The sequence below is a fragment of the Microvenator marinus genome (genome assembly GCF_007993755.1).
Lineage (GTDB): Bacteria > Myxococcota_A > Bradymonadia > Bradymonadales > Bradymonadaceae > Allomicrovenator > Allomicrovenator marinus.
In genome coordinates, this window is sequence record NZ_CP042467.1 from 3,928,757 (window position 1) to 3,946,125 (window position 17,369).

Genomic DNA, 17,369 nt, shown 5'->3' on the forward strand with positions numbered 1-17,369 from the left:
AGGAAGCATGGACGCTGATAAGCGCGCCGCACTGGAAGCCGAGTTTGGTGGGGTGGACCCCAACGAGACCGTGCGCAACCGTGGACTGGAGGAGGTGTCTTCGCCTTCTGACTTGCCTTCTGTGGGTATGGGAGGGCTTTTTGCGCTCAATCAGATGATCGGGCAGGGCGGGATGGGCGAGGTTCGGCGCGCCATGCAGGTTGGGCTCGAACGTGATGTGGCCATCAAGAAGACGCGCACCGACAGAAGTGATGACGCGGCACATACGTCTTTGCTTCGCGAGGCGCGCGCCATGGGGCACCTTGAGCACCCGAATATTGTGCCGGTGCATGTGATCGCGCGTGATGAAGAGGGCAATCCCTTTGTGGCCATGAAGTATATCCATGGGCGGACCTTGGCTGACCTCATTGTGCCGGAGCGTGGGGCCGAGAAGATAGACGCGTTTGTGGATGCGTTGATCTCGGTGTGCCATGCGGTCAGCTACGCGCATTCTCGCGGCATTCTTCACCTTGATATCAAGCCGGCGAACATCATGCTTGGCGAGTTCGGCGAGGTCTACCTTTTGGACTGGGGTAGTGCGGTCAATTATCGCGATGGTGGGCTGAGTGGATTGCCACGTATCGAGGAGATGAAGACCGTGCTCGGGACCCCGTGCTACATGGCGCCGGAGCTAGTGACCGAGGACGAGAAGGTGGGGCCTGAGGCGGATGTTTATCTGCTGGGGGGCGTGCTTTACTCGGGCCTTTGTGGACGAGTGCCGCATAAAGGGGCTACGGGCACCGAGGTGCTCATGGCTAGTTATTACGGGCGAATTGCGCCCCTTGGCCAGGATACAGACCCGGGTTTGCGCGGCATTTGTGAAAAAGCGCTGGCGCGCTATGCAAGTGAGCGTTTCCGGAGTGCTGAGGACCTTCGTCAGGCGCTGGTACAGTGGCGAGAGAGCCGTGCGGTCAACCGGATTCTGGCCAACGCGAGGCGGCAGCTGACCGAGCTCAAGCGGCTGGTGAGCGTGGATTCGGCCCCGGCTGATGTCTACCGCGTCTTCGGCGCGGCGCGCTCGGGTTTTGAGTACGTTGTGGGAGCGATTCCTGAGAGCGCTGCGGGGCGCGAAGGTTTGCGGGCGAGTATTGAAGCGATGATTCATTACGAGCTCAAGAAGAAGGCTCCGGGCTCCGCCATGCGACTTTATAGCGAGCTTGACCCGCCTTCGCCGGATCTCTTGAAGTTGATCGAGGCGGGGCTTGAGGAACAGAAGGCGCTTGTGCGTGATGCCGAGGGCTACCACGAGCTCAAACGAGATTTGGATCCGACGCAGGCAAACCGCCAGAAGGCCTGGGTTTGGGTGGTGATTGGGCTCGCGATTGCGCTCCCACAGCTGGTTCCACAGGCGCTTGGACACGTGCCGGATGCGCGCACTATGGCAGGCAGTCATATGGTTCTGATGGTGGTGGTGGCGGCCGCGTTCTGGTGGTTTCGGGACCGGCTGTTCACCACTCGCGCCAACCGAAGCCTGACTATGGCGATAGGCGTACTCATCATCTTTGCGATGGTGGTTCGAATGGGCGCGGTATTTGGGCTAAGTTCGCTCGCGTACGCGCTCTCACTGGACCTGGCTTTGGTCTCGGTCCTGAGCACCTATGCGATCTGGAACATCGATCCGCGGATTCGGATGGTGGTGCCTGGGTATGCGGTGGGCGCCGTGCTTTGTGCGGTCTATGAGCCGTGGGCGACCGTGATCTTCCCGCTGGTCCACTTGTTCAACATGTTAATTTTGGCGGTGTACTTCGCCTTACACGCTCGGGTGAAATGAACTCGCGTTCGTCCTTCAGACCTCAACTCGAAAAATGAGAGCGAGCGGCTCGATACGCTTGGTCAAGAATCTATCGCGACACGCTTCCACTATTGCAGCTTCTACGTCTTCTCTTGGCGCTCTACCCGACCGCCTTATTCTTTCAAGTACGCCCGAGCTTGCTACATTAGAGTCCGAGCTTGCTACATTAGAGTCCGAGCTTGCTACATTAGAGTCCGAGCTTGCTACATTAGAGTCCGAGCTTGCTACATTAGAGTCCGAGCTTGCTACATTAGAGTCCGAGCTTGCTACACAAGCTTCCGTAAATCACTCAACGCAGATGGCGCATCAATCAGAATTGACGGATTCTCCCGATAGGTTGCGATTCTCCGGTCAATCTCCGCCTCCAAACTTCCTTTATGAGGTGGTTGGTCTTCTTCTGGTAGGTCCGAAAGTTCTGCCTCGATTCGTTCTGTCGTTTCCATTTGGACTCCACGGGGAACTCAAAGACGTTATCCAATCCAAGGTTCTACTTCAATAGGGTCGCGTGGTAGATGTCCTAGGCGGACTGAGTTAGGAGGTTTCATGATCATAGCGACTAGGAACAAGGGTAAGACGCGCGAGTTCGAGGCGATTATCCAAAAGGTTTTTCCCGGCATCACCGTGCAGAATCTAGGTGACCTCACGGACGTCCCGGAAGTCGTGGAAGACGGTGATACCTTTGAACATAACGCACGAAAGAAGGCGTTAGAGGTCTCCCTTTTTACCGGTAAGACTACGCTCTCGGACGATTCGGGGCTCGAGATCCTCGCGCTTGATGGGGCACCGGGCGTCTACAGCGCAAGGTGGGCCGAGCGCGCGCCTGGAGATACTCGGCCGCAGGACGAGCTCAATAACCTGAAGCTGGTGGAAGAAGTGAGGAAGCTCGCGCCGGATAGGCGGCGGGCCCAGTATGTGGCGGTTCTATGTCTTTGCGTTGCGGACGACGATTCAGGCCGCGAAATCTTGGCACGTATCGGACCAAAAGCAGGCGAGATGGAGGTGATGGATGGCAGGCATATCATCGAATTTCGTGCGGAGTTTAGGGGGCGTCTTCAGCCCGAGGCACGCGGTGATGGTGGGTTTGGCTACGACCCGTACTTTGTGCTCGACGATGGCCGCACCATGGCGGAGCTTTCACTTGAAGAAAAGAATCGGATCAGCCATCGCGCACAGGCGCTAGAAAAGCTATACCGTTGGTCTATCTCGTAGATAGCACGGGTGGCCATGATTCAAATCAAAGCACACGAAGAAACGAAGGAGAACGTCTTTGAGGCGCTCGGGAGCTCCGAGCGCGGTTTGGCCTCAGAAGAGGCCGGCAGGCGCCTTGAGGAGTATGGCAAGAACGCACTGCCAACCCGCAAGCCTGTGACGCTCTTCTCCATCATTCTCCACCAATTCAAAAGCCCACTCATCTACGTTCTGGGCGTGGCCGGCCTCATCGCGTTTTTGATGGGGGACACCACGGATGCCGGATTCATCGCCGTGGTTCTGATGCTGAACGCGCTGATCGGAAGCTGGCAGGAGTTTCGGGCCGAGAAGGGCATGAAGGCTCTGGAGAAGTTTTTACACATTCAGACACGCGTCTATCGCGACGGTGCGGTGGAGACGCTTGACGCTGAGAACCTGGTGCCGGGAGATGTGGTGGTTTTGGAGTCGGGCCAGCGTGTTCCGGCTGATTTGCGCCTGATTTCGGCAACGGGTTTGGAGATCAACGAGTCGATGTTGACCGGCGAATCCCTCGCTGTGGCCAAGGACGCGCGTTGGATGCCCGACGGCCCCACCACCGTGGGTGACCGGCTCAATATGGCGTTTGCGGGTACGACCGTGGTGAAGGGGCGCCTTAAGGGCGTGGTGGCTTCCACCGGACTAAACACCGAGCTCGGTAGGCTCGCCGATACCGTAATGAGTACTGCCGCGGGTAAAGCGCCGCTTCAGATTCGCATGGAGAAATTCGCGCGAATGGTGGCGATTGTGGTGGTCGGCATGGCTATCCTCGTGGGCCTTGTGGGCGTCTTTTTCCAAGGCTACTCGTGGGCCGACGCGTTCATGCTGGTGGTCGCGCTCTCGGTGGCGGCCATCCCCGAGGGGCTCCCCGTGGGCATGACCGTGGCGCTCTCTGTGGCCACCTCGCGCATGGCGGCGCGCAATGTGATTGTGAGGCGGCTCGAGGCCGTTGAGGGGCTCGGCAGCTGTACGTATATCGCCACGGACAAGACGGGCACGTTGACGGTGAACGCCCTGACCGTGGCAAAGCTCGTGACACCACGAGGGCGCTTTGACGTCAGCGGCGAGGGCTTTGTGCCAAATGGCAGTGTGTCTGGCGCGAGTCTGGACGATGAGGACGTGAGCGCGTTAGCCCTTGCAGGACTGCTTTGCAACGAGGCGACGCTTGAGAAAGAAGGTGATGAATGGACGCATCTCGGTGACCCGACCGACGTTGCGCTACATGTCTTGGCGGAAAAGCTCGGCATGAATCGTGCCGAGGTGTTGGCAAGCTATTCAAAGGTTTCGGAGATCCCATTTGAGCCGGAGATTCGGTACGCAGCTACGTTCTTCGAAGGCCCTCGGGGTACCTTTGCTGCCGTTAAAGGCGCTCCGGAACGCGTGCTCGACATGTGCGGCCTGGGAGAGTCGGAACATCAGGACGCTCTGGAAGAGGCTGAGTCTCTGGCCAAAGGCGGCTATCGAGTCATCGCGCTCGCAAGTGGTGCCGAAGAGTTTGCTCTAGGTGCCGAGCCCCAGACGCTCAAGTTTTTGGGCTATGTTGGTATGATTGACCCCTTGCGGCTCGGCGTGATTGAAGCCATTGCCCAGTGCCATCATGCGGGGCTGCAGGTGGCCATGGTCACTGGCGACCATCCCGAAACGGCGCTCGCGATTGCCCGCGATATGGGAATTGCTAAAGAGGGGGATAGAGCGCTGACTGGGCTTGAACTCGAGGCGAAGACGCCCGAGGAGCTCGGGGCGTTGGTGGGCAAGGTGCATGTCTTTGCGCGTGTGGCGCCCGAGCAGAAGTTGCAGTTGGTGCGTGCTGCTAAGGCCGCCGGGCATCTGGTGGCCGTGACCGGCGATGGCGTCAATGATGCACCCGCCTTGCAGGAGGCGAATATCGGTGTGGCGATGGGCAAAGATGGCACCGACGTGGCCCGCGAGGCTTCGGAGCTCGTCATCACGGACGATAATTTCGCGAGCATTGTAGGGGGAGTGGAGGAAGGCCGAATTGCGTACGATAATATTCGCAAGGTCATCTATCTCTTGATCTCTACAGGGGCTGCCGAGCTCATGCTCATTGGGCTTGCGGTGTTTTTGGGGACTCCGCTGCCGCTCGTTCCGGTCCAGATTTTGTGGATGAACTTGGTGACAAACGGCATTCAGGACGTGGCGTTGGCGTTTGAGCCGGGCGAGAAAGGCGTGATGAATCGTAAGCCGCGGGATCCGTCGGAGCGAATCTTCGACCGCCTCATGATTGAGCGTGTTATCGCGGGTGCTGCGGTCATGGCCGGCGTGAGTTTTGGGCTCTTCTACTATCTCTTGGAGAAAGGGTATCCCGAGGCTGAGGCCCGCAATCTGGTGCTCTTGATGATGGTCTTCTTTGAGTGTGTACACATCGGCAATTGTCGTTCCGAGTACACGTCGGCCTTCAAACTCTCCCCGTTTCGGGCGCCCATCTTGCTTGCCGGAACTACGCTCGCCTTTAGTCTACACGTAGCTGCGATGCATATCCCCTTCTTGCAGGGTGTCTTGCAGACACAGCCGGTTTCGGCCGAGTGGTGGTTAATTTTGGCGGGGCTCTCGCTTACGATTTTGGTGCCGATCGAGGTGCATAAATGGTGGCTGTCCAGGTCGAACACGAGTCCACCTGTACACTAGGTGAATACGCAAAGTGGCGACGTCAATTTCTTGACTATCGTCACCGGTGATAGACTGCGGGCAAGAGAAGAATCTACAAAACGGAGAAATCATGCGCGCATTCTGGGCCATCCTCACCTGCACCACAGGGCTCTGTCGGACTTCCGGCGAGGTCTGCGCGGACGACTCCGAGTGCTGTAACTTCTCTAGGACTGGTCTAGATCTTTATTTGAACCCCTCGAAAAGGGGTACCAGATCCGAGACTCCGAGCGCCTCTTCAAGTAATCGAAGAGTATCGAGAATGTATTCGCGTTCGAGTCTGCACGAACTGTGAAGCGCTCGAATATCTTCAATATCCTGAGGTCGGCCTGCCACAACCTTGGAGATGATGAGGTCTTCTGGAGTTGCAACCGGAACACTCACATCACCCAAGTCAATCACACGTGCCCGAGATAAGATTTGGCTTTCGAGACCACTTTGTCCAAATACGATGTCTACAGGGATTCCACTCTTGGACATAACCGGCAATATGCTGGACAACCGCACGAAATTCTTCGGATCGTCCACTCTGGCTAGAAATCCATTCGCTGATAGTGATTCCAGAAAGGTATCCAGATCGTCGGGTGGTTGAACCGTAACATCTACATCTGCTGTCGCACGCGGGAAACCGTACGCAATGAGAGCCTGAGCTCCGAACAAGTACCACCAAAGATCGCAATCACTGAAGGTTTGGGATAACTGTTTTAGAGTCCCAGTCAATGCGCTCATCGAGGCTCCTAAACAACTTAGACATTCGGATATGATGTTGGAGGTCTGCCTCGCGGGACTCTGGGCCAAGCCAATCAGGATTCATCGACTTTACGTGCAGGTGCAGCTCGAACCCAGCATTCATACGAGCCTGAGCACTCTGATCACGCCAAAACTCGACCTTGAGGTCTCGAAGCTGGCCCCAGGGGCGATTCATGTAGGCTTTGATATCACTGAATGGATTCACAGCAGCTCCGCTCGCGTTCCCAAGTAGGATACCACTTCACGCGGACTAGTAAAAGATGTGCACTTGGCCGGTGATCTGCCCCATCGTGTACTCAGGCGTAGAAATGATGCGGTACTCGGGGTTCAGCGTGATGAAAGGAACCGGGTAGAACTTCAGGCCGGCAACCAAGGCGTCCGTCTTGGTCGCCGTTGGGGTGCTGGTAATGGCCCTTTCGGCGCGACCGTGCACCACGAGCCACTCCTTAGGGGTGACCTCCAGACCCACCATGAAGTTCTCGGTCTCGTAGTCCTGTCCACCGCGCCACGAGTGCGCGGACTCTATGAAGAGCGCGCCCCAATCGAGCCAGCCGACGCCGATGAAGTTGTTCAACATGTAGAAGTCAGCAGCGGTATAGAACGAGGCGCCGACCCAGCTTGTGAGGTTGGTTAGCTCATCGATCCTCGGGTAGAACGCGAGGCGCCCGAGGCCCGCGATATCATTGGTGCCGACCACCGACTCGTCTCCGATCGACTCCGACAAATTCTTCGAGCGAAAGCCGCCCAGATTCGCCTGCATCCAGTAGACGGGTTGGTAGTGCAGCTCTACGCCGGTCTCGGCGTAATTTGGCGGGATGATAGGTTGTCTTGGGCGCGCCGCGTCACCACGAATCAAGATGGTATGGTCGTCATGGCGCACACCGATGCTTGGCTGAATATGGCCGACTCGCACACTGGGAAGGCTTGAATCTGGTTTGAAAATCAGAGCCGCTTCCGCGCATGCCTGACCTTGATACGTCGGGTCACAGATCTCGCCCTCGAAGGTTGAACGGTCTACGTTGTAGGAGCCGTAGGCAGTAAGCCAGTCGGTGACGTCCATGGCCGCGTGAACCTGGATCTGCATCGGGATGAACTGCCTGTCGGGCAAAATCGCCTCGACCTCGCCGCTAGAAATATCAGCCACGGGACGGCCAAGTCTGGCGCTCAAGAAGCGAATATCTACGCCGGCTGAAATCCCGGCGCCAATGACATTGGTCTCGGGTTCAAGGTCGCTCATCCCCATGTCTTCCATGGTGAGCGCACCGTTGTAGAGCGAGGCGCCCCAACCGATCTCGGTACGGATTCCACCACCTTGGAGGTTGGTATGGCAAGCGGCACATGGCGTGCCAGCCGTCAAAGCCATGCGAGGCACAGCGTAGCCGGTCGAGCACCAGATGAGCACGAAAAAGAGCACAAAATATCGTGTCATTCTGCCATTCCCTCGAGCAAGACTTCACCCAGCCCGGAGGCCGAGTCGAAGTTGACCAGATATCTCTGAATGCCCGAAGGCGAAGGTCCTTCAACCACGTCGCCGTCCTCATCAAAGACCGTCGTGTGCCATCGGCACGTCAGCTGTTTGGTCTGAGCGTCCCATACGGCCGGCAGTGGGTTTTCTGCGCAAGGCCCCATGTCCAATAGGTTGTGGGGGCAGAAACGGTCGAACGCGATGACTTCGTCGCCGGAGCGCACAAGGATCAGCTCCACCACGCCCACGCTAAGACAGGCCATGCCGCCTTCGGCCTGGAGGGCCTCGAACTCAGGGTCGTTCAGGTCAAAGACAGCTCCGTCCTCGACCTCGCCTTTGATGGTCGCAAATTCGCAGGACGCCGCAATCGGGGCCGCCATCGCCATCAAGAACATGCGCCGCGAAAGAGGGCACTTGAACTCAGCCATTTGGTTTTCTCTTCCAGAAAAGGAACGCGCAGACTGCGCTTGCGCCAAGCAAACCGCCACCAATCGGCAGCGCACCATCCACAAGATTGGCAGGCATCAAGCCAAACTCAAAGCCTTCGACCATCTCGGTGGTTACTACTTCATCGCCAAATTCATCTACGGTTTTGACTTCCTTGGGAAGCTCGTACCGGGTCACAAAAGGTTGACCGGTCGCTGCCCAATACCCAAAAACCAAGACGCCAGCGATCGCGAGGACAATCGCTGCGATTTTCACTTTTTCACCTTGGCGTAGAGCACACCGGTGATGTCGATGGTTTCGCCGACTTTATCGCCCACAACGCCCTTCTTGCCTTCCACCTTGTGGTCGGCGAGTTTGACTTTGAAGGTAGGCTCGATGCGCGCGATATTCTTGGCGGTGTCGAGTTTGACTTTGACTTCGGCTTTGGATGGCGCGCTCACGCCGTTGACGGTGACGTTTCCGTTGGCCGTGCCGGTGAACTCGACCTGAGTGCCTTCGCGCTTGACGTCTTTGGTGTCCGTGATGGACGTCAGCTCAAAGGTGATGGTGGGGTTGGCCTTTGCGTTGAGCCAGTCTTTCCCAACGAGGTGCTTGTCGCGGAGCTTGTTGCCGGTGTTCATCTTCTCGACTGGGAACGAGAGTTTGCCGGTGCCGTCGAGCTTCTCGAGGTTCAGCTTCACTGTGCCAGAAACATCCTCTGCGGTGCCCACGATCTTTTCAGCAGGCGCGGTGCTCACAAACGAGATCTTCGAGCGCGAAGCATCGAGCTCGAGCGCCGCGTCCTGAGCCATGGCGCTCGCGGGGAATACAAGGGCTAAAAGAATCATCTTGAGTGCAAATTTCACGTCGTCTCCTTCTTTTCTGGTCCGTGGCAAATTGTGAGACTTGTTGCCCGGCATTACAAGGTTCAAATGACTAGACGCCAAAGAACTCAGATCGTTACAAAGTTTTTTAAATTGAAACGTTTGGCGCAACATTTTCATCTGCTTGAGACTATTCGGTTTTTCAAGAGGAGTGAACGTGAAATTTTCCATCGTACTCGTTGTGGCTTTTGCCCTGGCGGCGTGCTCGAAGCCAGCCGCCGACCAGGAGACTCGCCCCGACCCGGCACCGGTTGAGGGTCCTCAGGAAACGGCCCCGGAGCCTGAGTCTGCGCCGAGCACAGCCCCTACTACACAGGGAACTCAAACCGTCACGGACGCCGCCATTGCTGCCAGAGTGGCAGAAGCCACAAAGCGGCTTGAGGGCACTGAGGCCGGCCGCCTGATACTCGCGAGCATCAACGCGCACGGTGGGCTCGACGCATGGTTCAAAGGCGGCGATTTGAAGTTCAGGTTTACCTACCACCCGATCGGCAAAGACCCGAACGATACGCGTCAAACCGTGGATATCTGGAGCTCGAGAGCGGTCCATAACGTGGTGGATAAGGAGGTCAGCTATGGGTGGGACGGCCAGCAGGCGTGGCTCAAACCGGCCGATGCGAACGCCGGCACAAACCCGCGATTCTGGTCTTTGACGCCCTTCTATTTTGTGGCGATCCCGTTTGTGTTGGCTGACGCGGGCACGGTGCTCGAGCCGGCAGGCACTCAGGAGTTTGAGGGGGTTCAATGGGAGCTCGTCAAGGCATCGTTCGAGGCCGGCGTGGGCGATGCGCCCGATGATTTCTACGTGGTCTATATCCATCCCGAGACTCGGCGCGTAGGCGGTGTGCGGTATATTGTGTCTTATCCGGGATTCTTCCCAGACGGTGGGCATTCGCCGGAGAAATGGATGTCGTATGACGGCGCTCAAGAAGTGGGTGGGATCACCTTCCCGGAGACCTTCCGTACCTTTGAATGGGACGGGAAGACTCACGGCGAACTCAAGACGAACACCAAGATGCATGAGGTTTCGTGGGTACCCCGTGGGGAAACGAGCTTTGAGGTGCCTGAGGCTGCGAAGGTTTTGGAAGGGTTCTGAGACTTAATTTTGGAAATCACTCGCCTTCGTATACAACCATCTGAGGAGGACAGCCCCCTCCTCAATTTATGTTGAACTCAAACCTTCCAAATATGACCTTTGTTGAGGCGTGCTTCGAGTCCATCGCGCCGGCACGCCGCCTCCCTGAGTGGTACGCTCCAGGCGGGCTCGTGGCCTATTGGCCAGAGGTTCTGGTGACCTTTATAGGCGGGCGGCAACGGCTTGACTTGGATGCCAAGCGTTTGCGCACCGAACTTACGCCGAAGCTCCTCTTTCCTAAGGTCGCACAAAAGCTCGACACCGCGCATATCCACGCGCTTCTGCAGCTGAGCAAACTCAAGACTACAGGCGTGAATCAGCGCGCGCGCATCGGTGCGGTAGCGGCGCTATTTATCTGGAGGTTCGGGTCCGACGAGCACTCAGCGCAGGCGTTAGCCCAGATTCAGGAACACGGCCTCGTGCGCGACCCCACGTGGCTCTATGACGTAGTGCGCATCCTTGGGCGTACAGCGCATGAGCGGCATTTCCCGCCCCAACGGCAGCTCCGTGCTCTTGTCGAAGCCCTTGCCGAGGCAAAACACACCGATTTGGCCTCCTGGATTGTGGGGCTCTACTTTACCAAACGTTATGATTCGTGGTGGCTCGGCGAGTCCAAGGACAACGTGGTGCGGGCGTGTGATAAGGCGGCGCTCGACTTCCAGCCGATCTTCTTCGAGTGGTTTGAGACGGCCGCGCGGGTGGCCGTGACGGGTGGCGTGACGCACCCGTGGCTCGAGCCCTTGGTGGGCGCAGCCCTGCGCGTGATGCCGCCTGGCCCTGAGCGCGAACGTGTGGCGCAATTCCACGCCCAGGCGCGTTATACCGTGACCAAGGATCGGCTCGCCAAGATGCACGATGCGGCGCTCTATCAGGTCAGGCTTGGGGATGCGCGAGTCGCGAGTGAGCTCATTGACCGCGTCTTTTTGCTCAAGTCTACAAATCCTCATCGGGCGATGCTCCTCTTGGAGCTGGTGCTTGAGGCGATCTACTCGCGCAGCATCGAGTCCATTCTCGTCTCCGGCGTCGAAGACCCTCTCGTGGAGCATTTGGCGGCGCTCTACGTGCTCAACCTCGAGACGAAGCCGTACGCCCTGAGGGCGGCTCAGACCTATCACGACTCTGAGATTTTAAGGCGCGCTGGCGTGGGGCCGGACATCATCGAGGTGTACGAAACGGTGGCCAATTACGGTCATTCCTTGAGGGGGCGTCGCGTCAATATTCAGGGGATTTGGGTGGACCATGCAGATAAGGATGCGGCCGCTTTTGTGCACTATTTCAGGACCAAGCGCACCAACTCCGCCACGGTCACGCAGTGGATTCACGACACGGAGCTACCCGAGTGGGGCGCGGTGAAACTCAGTCAGACCAAGGCCGTGGACCTCGGCTTCAACGTGATGATGCGAAGCCTCTCCGAGCTGAGCCTCTCGGTCAAACGTCCGGTGCTGCGGGATTATGAGAAACACGCGTTCTTGGAGCTGAGCTCCATGGATGAAATCGCCGGTCTTGAGGCTCGCGTGGTCAACCGAGTGGCCTGGTACGCGAGGCATCGTGCGATTGCCGCCGCTACCCTTATTGGGGGGGCCGCGGGCGGGCTCGCGCCCTTTACAGACGGGCTTTCAGCGGTTTTTGATGCCCCGTACATCATGTATCTCACCACCGAGATATGCACCGCGGCGTGCGAATATTATGGCTTTGATCCCCGCATGGAGCCTGAGCTTCCGACGATTATCCTCGGTGTTGCGCTCATGGGCGCAAACCCCACGTCGCTCGAGAGCGAGTTCGTCTCAGACCGATTCCACCGCTACATGCTGAGGAAATCCCTCTTCTTGGCCGCCACGAGTTTTGGGCGAGTGCGGCATATCGTGGGGCCGGCGCTGATTCCATTCTTATCTCTCTTGGTGGGCAAAAGGAATTCCGGGGTGCTAGGCCTTGTTAAGAAGGCGGCGCGCCCTCCCGTGCACGTGGACACGACTGAAACGCGGTGGATTTTGGCCTCGGTGGAGGCCCTGGGCGGTGCGCTGCTCAACCTTGCGCTGGTCTACGACTTGACCGAAGCCGCGCAAGCCGTACTTTTGGACCGATTTCTGGCCCGAAAATACCCCGATTGGAGACCATCTTGGTAAGCCTTCAGAACCCATATCGCGCCGATGGCGTCTTCGAATGGGTGTCATCTTCGGACTCCCGAAGGCCCCACGAGTTGGCGCGCCCGTCCGATGCCATATATCGAATCGCGCATTTTACGGACGTGCATGTTCCGAGCGAAGTTGAGATTCTGGAGCGGCTCAAAGACTTGGCCAATAACCATCAGTCCGTGGGCGATTGGTTGCATAATTTCAGCGCCGCGGGAAATGCACTGGCCCACGCCTACCACCGGGTTCGGGAGGAATACTCCAACCTTTTAAAAAAGACGTTGGTCGGCTTTCATCTTCTAGGCGTGGATCACGTGATCATCACGGGAGACTTGGCGCATTGCGGGCTCGAGGCCGAGTTCATGGAGATGCGCGCCATTTTGGAGGTCACCGGGTGGTGGGGAACTGAGAAGCTCACGGTGGTTCCTGGAAATCACGACCGGTTCAATCTCTACGAGCGCCTCGTCCGCGAGCCCATGGAAAAGTTCTTCCCGGTGGTAAACTCGCGAGAGCCGCGGATCAAGAAACTGCCCGGTGGCATTGCGCTCCTTGAGATCGAGAGCAACTGTGACCGCGAAGATGACCGCCATTTTACCGAGCAATGGCTGCCAAACTCATACGGCCGAATCTACCCTGAAACTCTGGAATTCATCGAGAAACAACAGGCCGATCTGGGCGAGATGAGGCTTCTGACGTGTATGCACCATCACGTATCCGAAGACTGGTACCATTTCAGCCCTGAAATGCTCTTCGGTTCCTTGATGGGCCCCGTTGATAACGCCGACCAATTCCTGGAGGCCGTGGGCCTTTTGGACCCCACAGGCGCGGTCTTGCACGGGCATAAACACGATCTGATGCCTGTCGACTACGCCATTGGCCCCCACCAGATTTCGTGCCCGGGAGGCTTCGCTGAGCAGCTGATGGTCAATCTCATTGACGTCAACCCACACTCGGAACTGACGTTCACGCACGCACGGCTCAGAACCTGAGCTACCGATTAGTCTTCACATGGACCCGCGAGGGCGTCGCACTTATCACTATCGTCGCGATAGCTTGAGATGGAAATCACGCGACTATGTCGACCGTCGTATCGTCCCACTTCGTAGAAGATATTTCCTTCCAAATCTCGTTGAGGGAGAAAAGCATCTGGAAATGCGCCTATCATGACGTCCTTCTTCTCGTAGCCTTCCAGGTCAATCCAGAATTGTCCTCGGTCATCGACTGTTTCCAGGATCTCTTCGTGGCCGTCAAAACCCCCGGACCAGGTATATTGAGGCGGTCCGACAGGGCGAAAGTCCACCATCGGAACGATCGCGACAATCCTCGGTTGGTCGAACCAGAGTCTATAGAGCGACCAATTGATCCATACCCCACCGTCGGGCGCACTCATTGCCCTTGAAACTGATAAAGAGTCACGCTCGAACGCTCCCATCAACCAATCGCCTCGTTCCGCGACCTGCCGTTCGAATTCAGTGATGGGTTCGTTCAAGGCATCACGCACGCAGACAGTCTTTTTGAAGGAGTTGCCTCCATAGAGAAGCGTAAACGAGAGCGTGCCGCTAATCTCCCTCCTATGGTCAACCTGATTCTTTTGCACGATTGTGATGATATAGGCCCCAGGTTCTGGAAATGCACTTGCCGGAATTCGTAAGTCGATTCCGTGTATGGGAGACTTGCGTTCAATGTAAAAGCCCGTGTCTTCAACTTCTCTCACTATCTCAGTTCGTGTCTCATTCCATAAAGTATAAGTGGCGTTGGTGGCTTCGTAATTGACCAGTGCAGTAAAACCGAGCTCCCCGAGTTTACCCTTGTACGGCCGAGACCAGTGGTAGATCGAAAACTGAATATCGTCTCCATGATCAGCAAGAATAACGGATAAGGCGAAAGGGCGGTCTAACCCTGCCTGATGTCTCGGATGAGGAAGAAAAGCCATCGTCTGATAAAGTGAAGGCGCAATCTGTATGGTCTTGATCCAATCTAGGACGGCGAATTCAGTAGGCACCAAAGGTAGTTCGGCCCCATTAGACGTCGCTTTATTGATGCTCCAACTAACCGTCTCTAGTTTGCAGTCCCGAGGTGCGACCCAGAGCTTTTCATCAATGTCGGGCCTCGAATCCACCCACTCTGGTTCGATTTGAGTAACTATCGCCTTAGGAGCTGGAACATGGGTGTCCACAAAGGGGAGTAAGACCGCAACTTCGTCCCCATTTGCTTGCTCCACACACGAAAGCAATAGTGGGACCCCCAACACCAAGGATGTGGTTAGAAATCGCATTGATATTGAGTTAGCTGATAGTAGCCGTCACGCGTGAACGTGTAAGACGGGACCATTTGATAGGTTGCTGTTGAATTGGTGCAGACGCCCCGCTCCAGGGTGCTCATGTGGACCGTATCAAACACATCGTCTTGGACCAGCAGTTCTTGCCCACTAACCTCAAAAAAGAAGCTATTCATCGAGATTCTATCAATCTCCACTCTCGGACGGGTTACGATTCCACTGGTGAAATTGCAGTATTCAATGACGGTGGGCCAGCCCGGAGGCCAAATGGCACTGCACTGAACTCCAGTTACTCCCATATACGCGGTGTCTAGGGTTTCCACACTGGTTTGTGCAAACCGATTCAATATCTCGCAACGTGGGGCGCCCCAGTTTACGCACGAAGTCGGGTTCGACGTGCCGTTGGGTAGTCGGGTGATGCTGTAGTCCGCCACCGAGCATTGTCCCACACGCAAGTCGTTGTCTTGAACTTCATCGTACGACTCTTGATCCTTACCTGCGCAATTGACGTCCGACTGGAAAACATCGAGCTGGACGCCATCAATCGTGACGGTTCCGTCTGAGGACAGGAGCATGTCAAAAAGAATGTTCCGACTTTGCAAAAGATCCCAACGCTCAGTCGTTTCACTCAACCGGTGTGAAACGCCCCTTTGCTCCAGTATAATTGGTGGAAAAAGCCTTCCATCAATGGATATCTGATTTGGCATAGTGACGCCCAAAAGAGTGCTTAAGTACTCGTAGAACGCGCCCGTGTTGGCATAAATTCCCGCATTGGACGTGACTCGAATTACGCCTGTTTTCATGGCGCCCACATCCGCCTCCACGATCCAAGCTTGCTGAGATGAGTCCCACGTGGTGTTTGGGGCTATCTGCCCAGAACCTTTCGGAACCGTGCAATATCTTCTTTTGTGACCTCGCGAAGCGCAAAGAGAAGAATCAAGATGACTACGCCCATGCCCGCCATTTTGGCCACCACCAGCCCCAGGAATTTGAGTTTGCCGAGTTCCAAAACAAGGGCCACGTCCAGCGGGATGAGGCGTTCGATGGCAGCCAGCGCCGCGGCGATCACCGCAAGCCGAAGCAGGGTCGCCACCGGCGGCCACGCCTTGAATTTCCAACCCATCCAAAGAATGCTCAGAATGCAGCCGATACCCATAGCCAACGCGGTGGCCATGGCCGCGCTCTCCATGTACTCCGGGGTCCTGAGCAGGTATTGCGCGGCGAGCACGGACTCGGAGTTTGCGGCATGTATCGCGCCGGAGATGGTTTCGGAGGCTCCTCCCGCGACACTGCCCGGTTGAGTAAAGGCCAGGTCCGGCATCACAGATTCGTGCACTCGACGAACCAGAATCCAGTTCAGGCCCGCACTAAACGCGAGGCTCGCTCCCATCAGCACCACCGCCACAATCGGGTGACCCGCGCCGATGACGATGGTTGTGGCCACAAAGAAAATCGCGAAGAAGATGATCGACATACTCAAATAGCTCAACGCCGTGCTCGCCGCCTGATAATCCGTGCTGTAGAGCGCGCCGATGATGGCGTCTGAGTTGAAGATGAGCAGAAACGCCACGGTTGAGATGATGAGGATGCAGTAGCGCATGGTGCTGCGGATATAGTTCGCTGTGGTGGTGTGATCTTCCTTGAATGTGGCTTCGGAAATCATGGGGAAGATGATGAACGTGATGGCGATGACACCCTGGTAGGGTATTCGGGCGATGTTCAGCACAGCCCCGTAGAATCCCGCGATCTTGTCGGACACCACTTTGAACACGCCTTCTGCGCCTACAAGGCTTGCGGGCACGTCCGCCGAGACCGATTTGAGGATGAAAAGGTCGGCACGCATCAGGCCGTTGAGTGCAAATGTGTAGAGCATAACCAGGATGAGATAGGTCAGAAGGCGGCCAAATCCTGACTCTGCAGGTGGTGTTTCGGGCGAGCGTTTGAGGAGAATAAAGACCCAGATCCCGGCTACGAGGCAGATGATGCCGGCCGCTGCTACAAAGCCCGAGACCGCGCCCGTGACGCCGAACCCGAGGAGCACCAGTCCCAAGATGCCCACCATCTTGAGCGTCGAAAAACCGATATCCAGACTCGCCTGCTTCACGAACTCCTGCACGCCGTTGAGGTAGCCTACGAAGATGGCGTAGAAGCCGTAGAACGCGATGATAAGGCTCGAGAGCTGCAAGAGCGGCACAAGGGTGTCGTCGTTGAAACTCGCTGCAATGAGCGGGCTTCCGAGCATATAGGCGAGGAAGAGGGGAACGCCGATGAAACATTGGAGCATCACGGCCTGGTTGACGATGCGCCGCGCTTGTTCGGGACGTTCGCTCACCAATTTGCTCACGGCCTGCAGCGTGCCGGTGATCATGACCATATTCAGAAGGCTAATCGCCTCGGTCACGATCTTGTACATGCCGAACATTTCCGCCGAACCAAAGGCGATTGGCAGTCCCAGCTGCACAATCGCGCTGGTCACGAGGAACCAAACCTTTGCCCCGGTAATGACGAGGAATCCACGCCCGGCCTTTTTGACTCTATCGCTCACGTCGCTCTCACCGTCATGTCAACGCGGGCTCTCTCCGC

General features: G+C 56.9%; 16 protein-coding genes. 6 read left to right on the top strand and 10 right to left on the bottom strand.

Features of this window, described 5'->3' with window-relative positions:
• Positions 1-7: 7 nt before the first annotated feature.
• Positions 8-1,810 carry a serine/threonine-protein kinase gene (locus tag FRD01_RS16150; RefSeq protein ID WP_146961436.1) on the top strand — a complete coding sequence of 601 codons (1,803 nt, stop codon included), beginning with the start codon at positions 8-10 and terminating at the stop codon, positions 1,808-1,810.
• A 287-nt stretch (positions 1,811-2,097) separates the two neighbouring features.
• Here FRD01_RS16150 and FRD01_RS24415 read toward each other — a convergent pair whose 3' ends face one another.
• Entirely contained in the window at positions 2,098-2,274 is a 177-nt protein-coding gene (locus FRD01_RS24415) for a hypothetical protein (protein ID WP_249755677.1), read from the bottom strand.
• 100 nt (positions 2,275-2,374) lie between these two features.
• On the opposite strand from FRD01_RS24415, the gene FRD01_RS16155 reads away from it, so the two are divergent.
• Positions 2,375-3,040 carry a non-canonical purine NTP pyrophosphatase gene (locus FRD01_RS16155; protein ID WP_146961438.1) on the top strand — a complete coding sequence of 222 codons (666 nt, stop codon included), beginning with the start codon at positions 2,375-2,377 and terminating at the stop codon, positions 3,038-3,040.
• 15 nt (positions 3,041-3,055) lie between these two features.
• Entirely contained in the window at positions 3,056-5,701 is a 2,646-nt protein-coding gene (locus tag FRD01_RS16160) for a cation-translocating P-type ATPase (protein ID WP_146961440.1), read from the top strand.
• Positions 5,702-5,905: 204 nt separating this feature from the next.
• On the opposite strand, the gene FRD01_RS16165 is transcribed toward FRD01_RS16160, so the two are convergent.
• Genes FRD01_RS16165 through FRD01_RS16185 form a run of 6 tightly spaced genes read right to left on the bottom strand, consistent with a single transcriptional unit; the run spans position 5,906 to position 9,226 of the window.
• The gene (locus FRD01_RS16165; protein ID WP_146961442.1) at positions 5,906-6,448 is read right to left on the bottom strand and encodes a nucleotidyl transferase AbiEii/AbiGii toxin family protein; all 543 of its coding nucleotides are present in this window, start codon (positions 6,446-6,448) and stop codon (positions 5,906-5,908) included.
• Positions 6,399-6,674: a hypothetical protein gene (locus FRD01_RS16170; protein ID WP_146961443.1), complete on the bottom strand. Its 276-nt coding sequence runs from the start codon at positions 6,672-6,674 to the stop codon at positions 6,399-6,401. Before FRD01_RS16170 ends, FRD01_RS16165 begins: the two co-directional genes overlap by 50 nt.
• 45 nt (positions 6,675-6,719) lie before the next feature.
• Positions 6,720-7,898 (bottom strand): hypothetical protein, encoded by a 1,179-nt coding sequence (locus tag FRD01_RS16175; protein ID WP_146961445.1) that lies wholly within the window; start codon positions 7,896-7,898, stop codon positions 6,720-6,722.
• Complete coding sequence (locus tag FRD01_RS16180; RefSeq protein ID WP_249755678.1) at positions 7,895-8,362, bottom strand: Rieske 2Fe-2S domain-containing protein; 468 nt, start codon at positions 8,360-8,362, stop codon at positions 7,895-7,897. Before FRD01_RS16180 ends, FRD01_RS16175 begins: the two co-directional genes overlap by 4 nt.
• Positions 8,355-8,636 (bottom strand): hypothetical protein, encoded by a 282-nt coding sequence (locus FRD01_RS24420; RefSeq protein ID WP_249755679.1) that lies wholly within the window; start codon positions 8,634-8,636, stop codon positions 8,355-8,357. Before FRD01_RS24420 ends, FRD01_RS16180 begins: the two co-directional genes overlap by 8 nt.
• The gene (locus FRD01_RS16185; protein ID WP_249755680.1) at positions 8,633-9,226 is read right to left on the bottom strand and encodes a YceI family protein; all 594 of its coding nucleotides are present in this window, start codon (positions 9,224-9,226) and stop codon (positions 8,633-8,635) included. Before FRD01_RS16185 ends, FRD01_RS24420 begins: the two co-directional genes overlap by 4 nt.
• A 175-nt stretch (positions 9,227-9,401) precedes the next feature.
• Between FRD01_RS16185 and FRD01_RS16190 the strand changes: the two genes are divergently transcribed.
• The 3 genes from FRD01_RS16190 (at position 9,402) to FRD01_RS16195 (ending at position 13,497) form a co-directional block, all read left to right on the top strand.
• Positions 9,402-10,340, top strand: coding sequence for a hypothetical protein (locus FRD01_RS16190; protein ID WP_146961456.1), 939 nt, complete (start codon positions 9,402-9,404; stop codon positions 10,338-10,340).
• Positions 10,341-10,408: 68 nt separating this feature from the next.
• Positions 10,409-12,502 (top strand): hypothetical protein, encoded by a 2,094-nt coding sequence (locus FRD01_RS24425; RefSeq protein ID WP_249755681.1) that lies wholly within the window; start codon positions 10,409-10,411, stop codon positions 12,500-12,502.
• Complete coding sequence (locus FRD01_RS16195; RefSeq protein WP_249755682.1) at positions 12,496-13,497, top strand: metallophosphoesterase family protein; 1,002 nt, start codon at positions 12,496-12,498, stop codon at positions 13,495-13,497. The genes FRD01_RS24425 and FRD01_RS16195 overlap by 7 nt, the downstream gene beginning before the upstream one ends.
• An 8-nt stretch (positions 13,498-13,505) precedes the next feature.
• Here the strand turns inward: FRD01_RS16195 and FRD01_RS16200 are convergent, their stop codons facing one another.
• The 3 genes from FRD01_RS16200 to FRD01_RS16210 form a co-directional block, all read right to left on the bottom strand.
• Complete coding sequence (locus tag FRD01_RS16200; RefSeq protein ID WP_146961460.1) at positions 13,506-14,783, bottom strand: hypothetical protein; 1,278 nt, start codon at positions 14,781-14,783, stop codon at positions 13,506-13,508.
• Positions 14,771-15,589, bottom strand: a complete 819-nt coding sequence (locus FRD01_RS16205; RefSeq protein WP_146961461.1) for a hypothetical protein — start codon at positions 15,587-15,589, stop codon at positions 14,771-14,773. The genes FRD01_RS16200 and FRD01_RS16205 overlap by 13 nt, the downstream gene beginning before the upstream one ends.
• A 62-nt stretch (positions 15,590-15,651) precedes the next feature.
• The gene (locus FRD01_RS16210) at positions 15,652-17,331 is read right to left on the bottom strand and encodes an oligosaccharide flippase family protein (RefSeq protein ID WP_146961463.1); all 1,680 of its coding nucleotides are present in this window, start codon (positions 17,329-17,331) and stop codon (positions 15,652-15,654) included.
• Between the last annotated feature and the right edge of the window lie 38 nt (positions 17,332-17,369).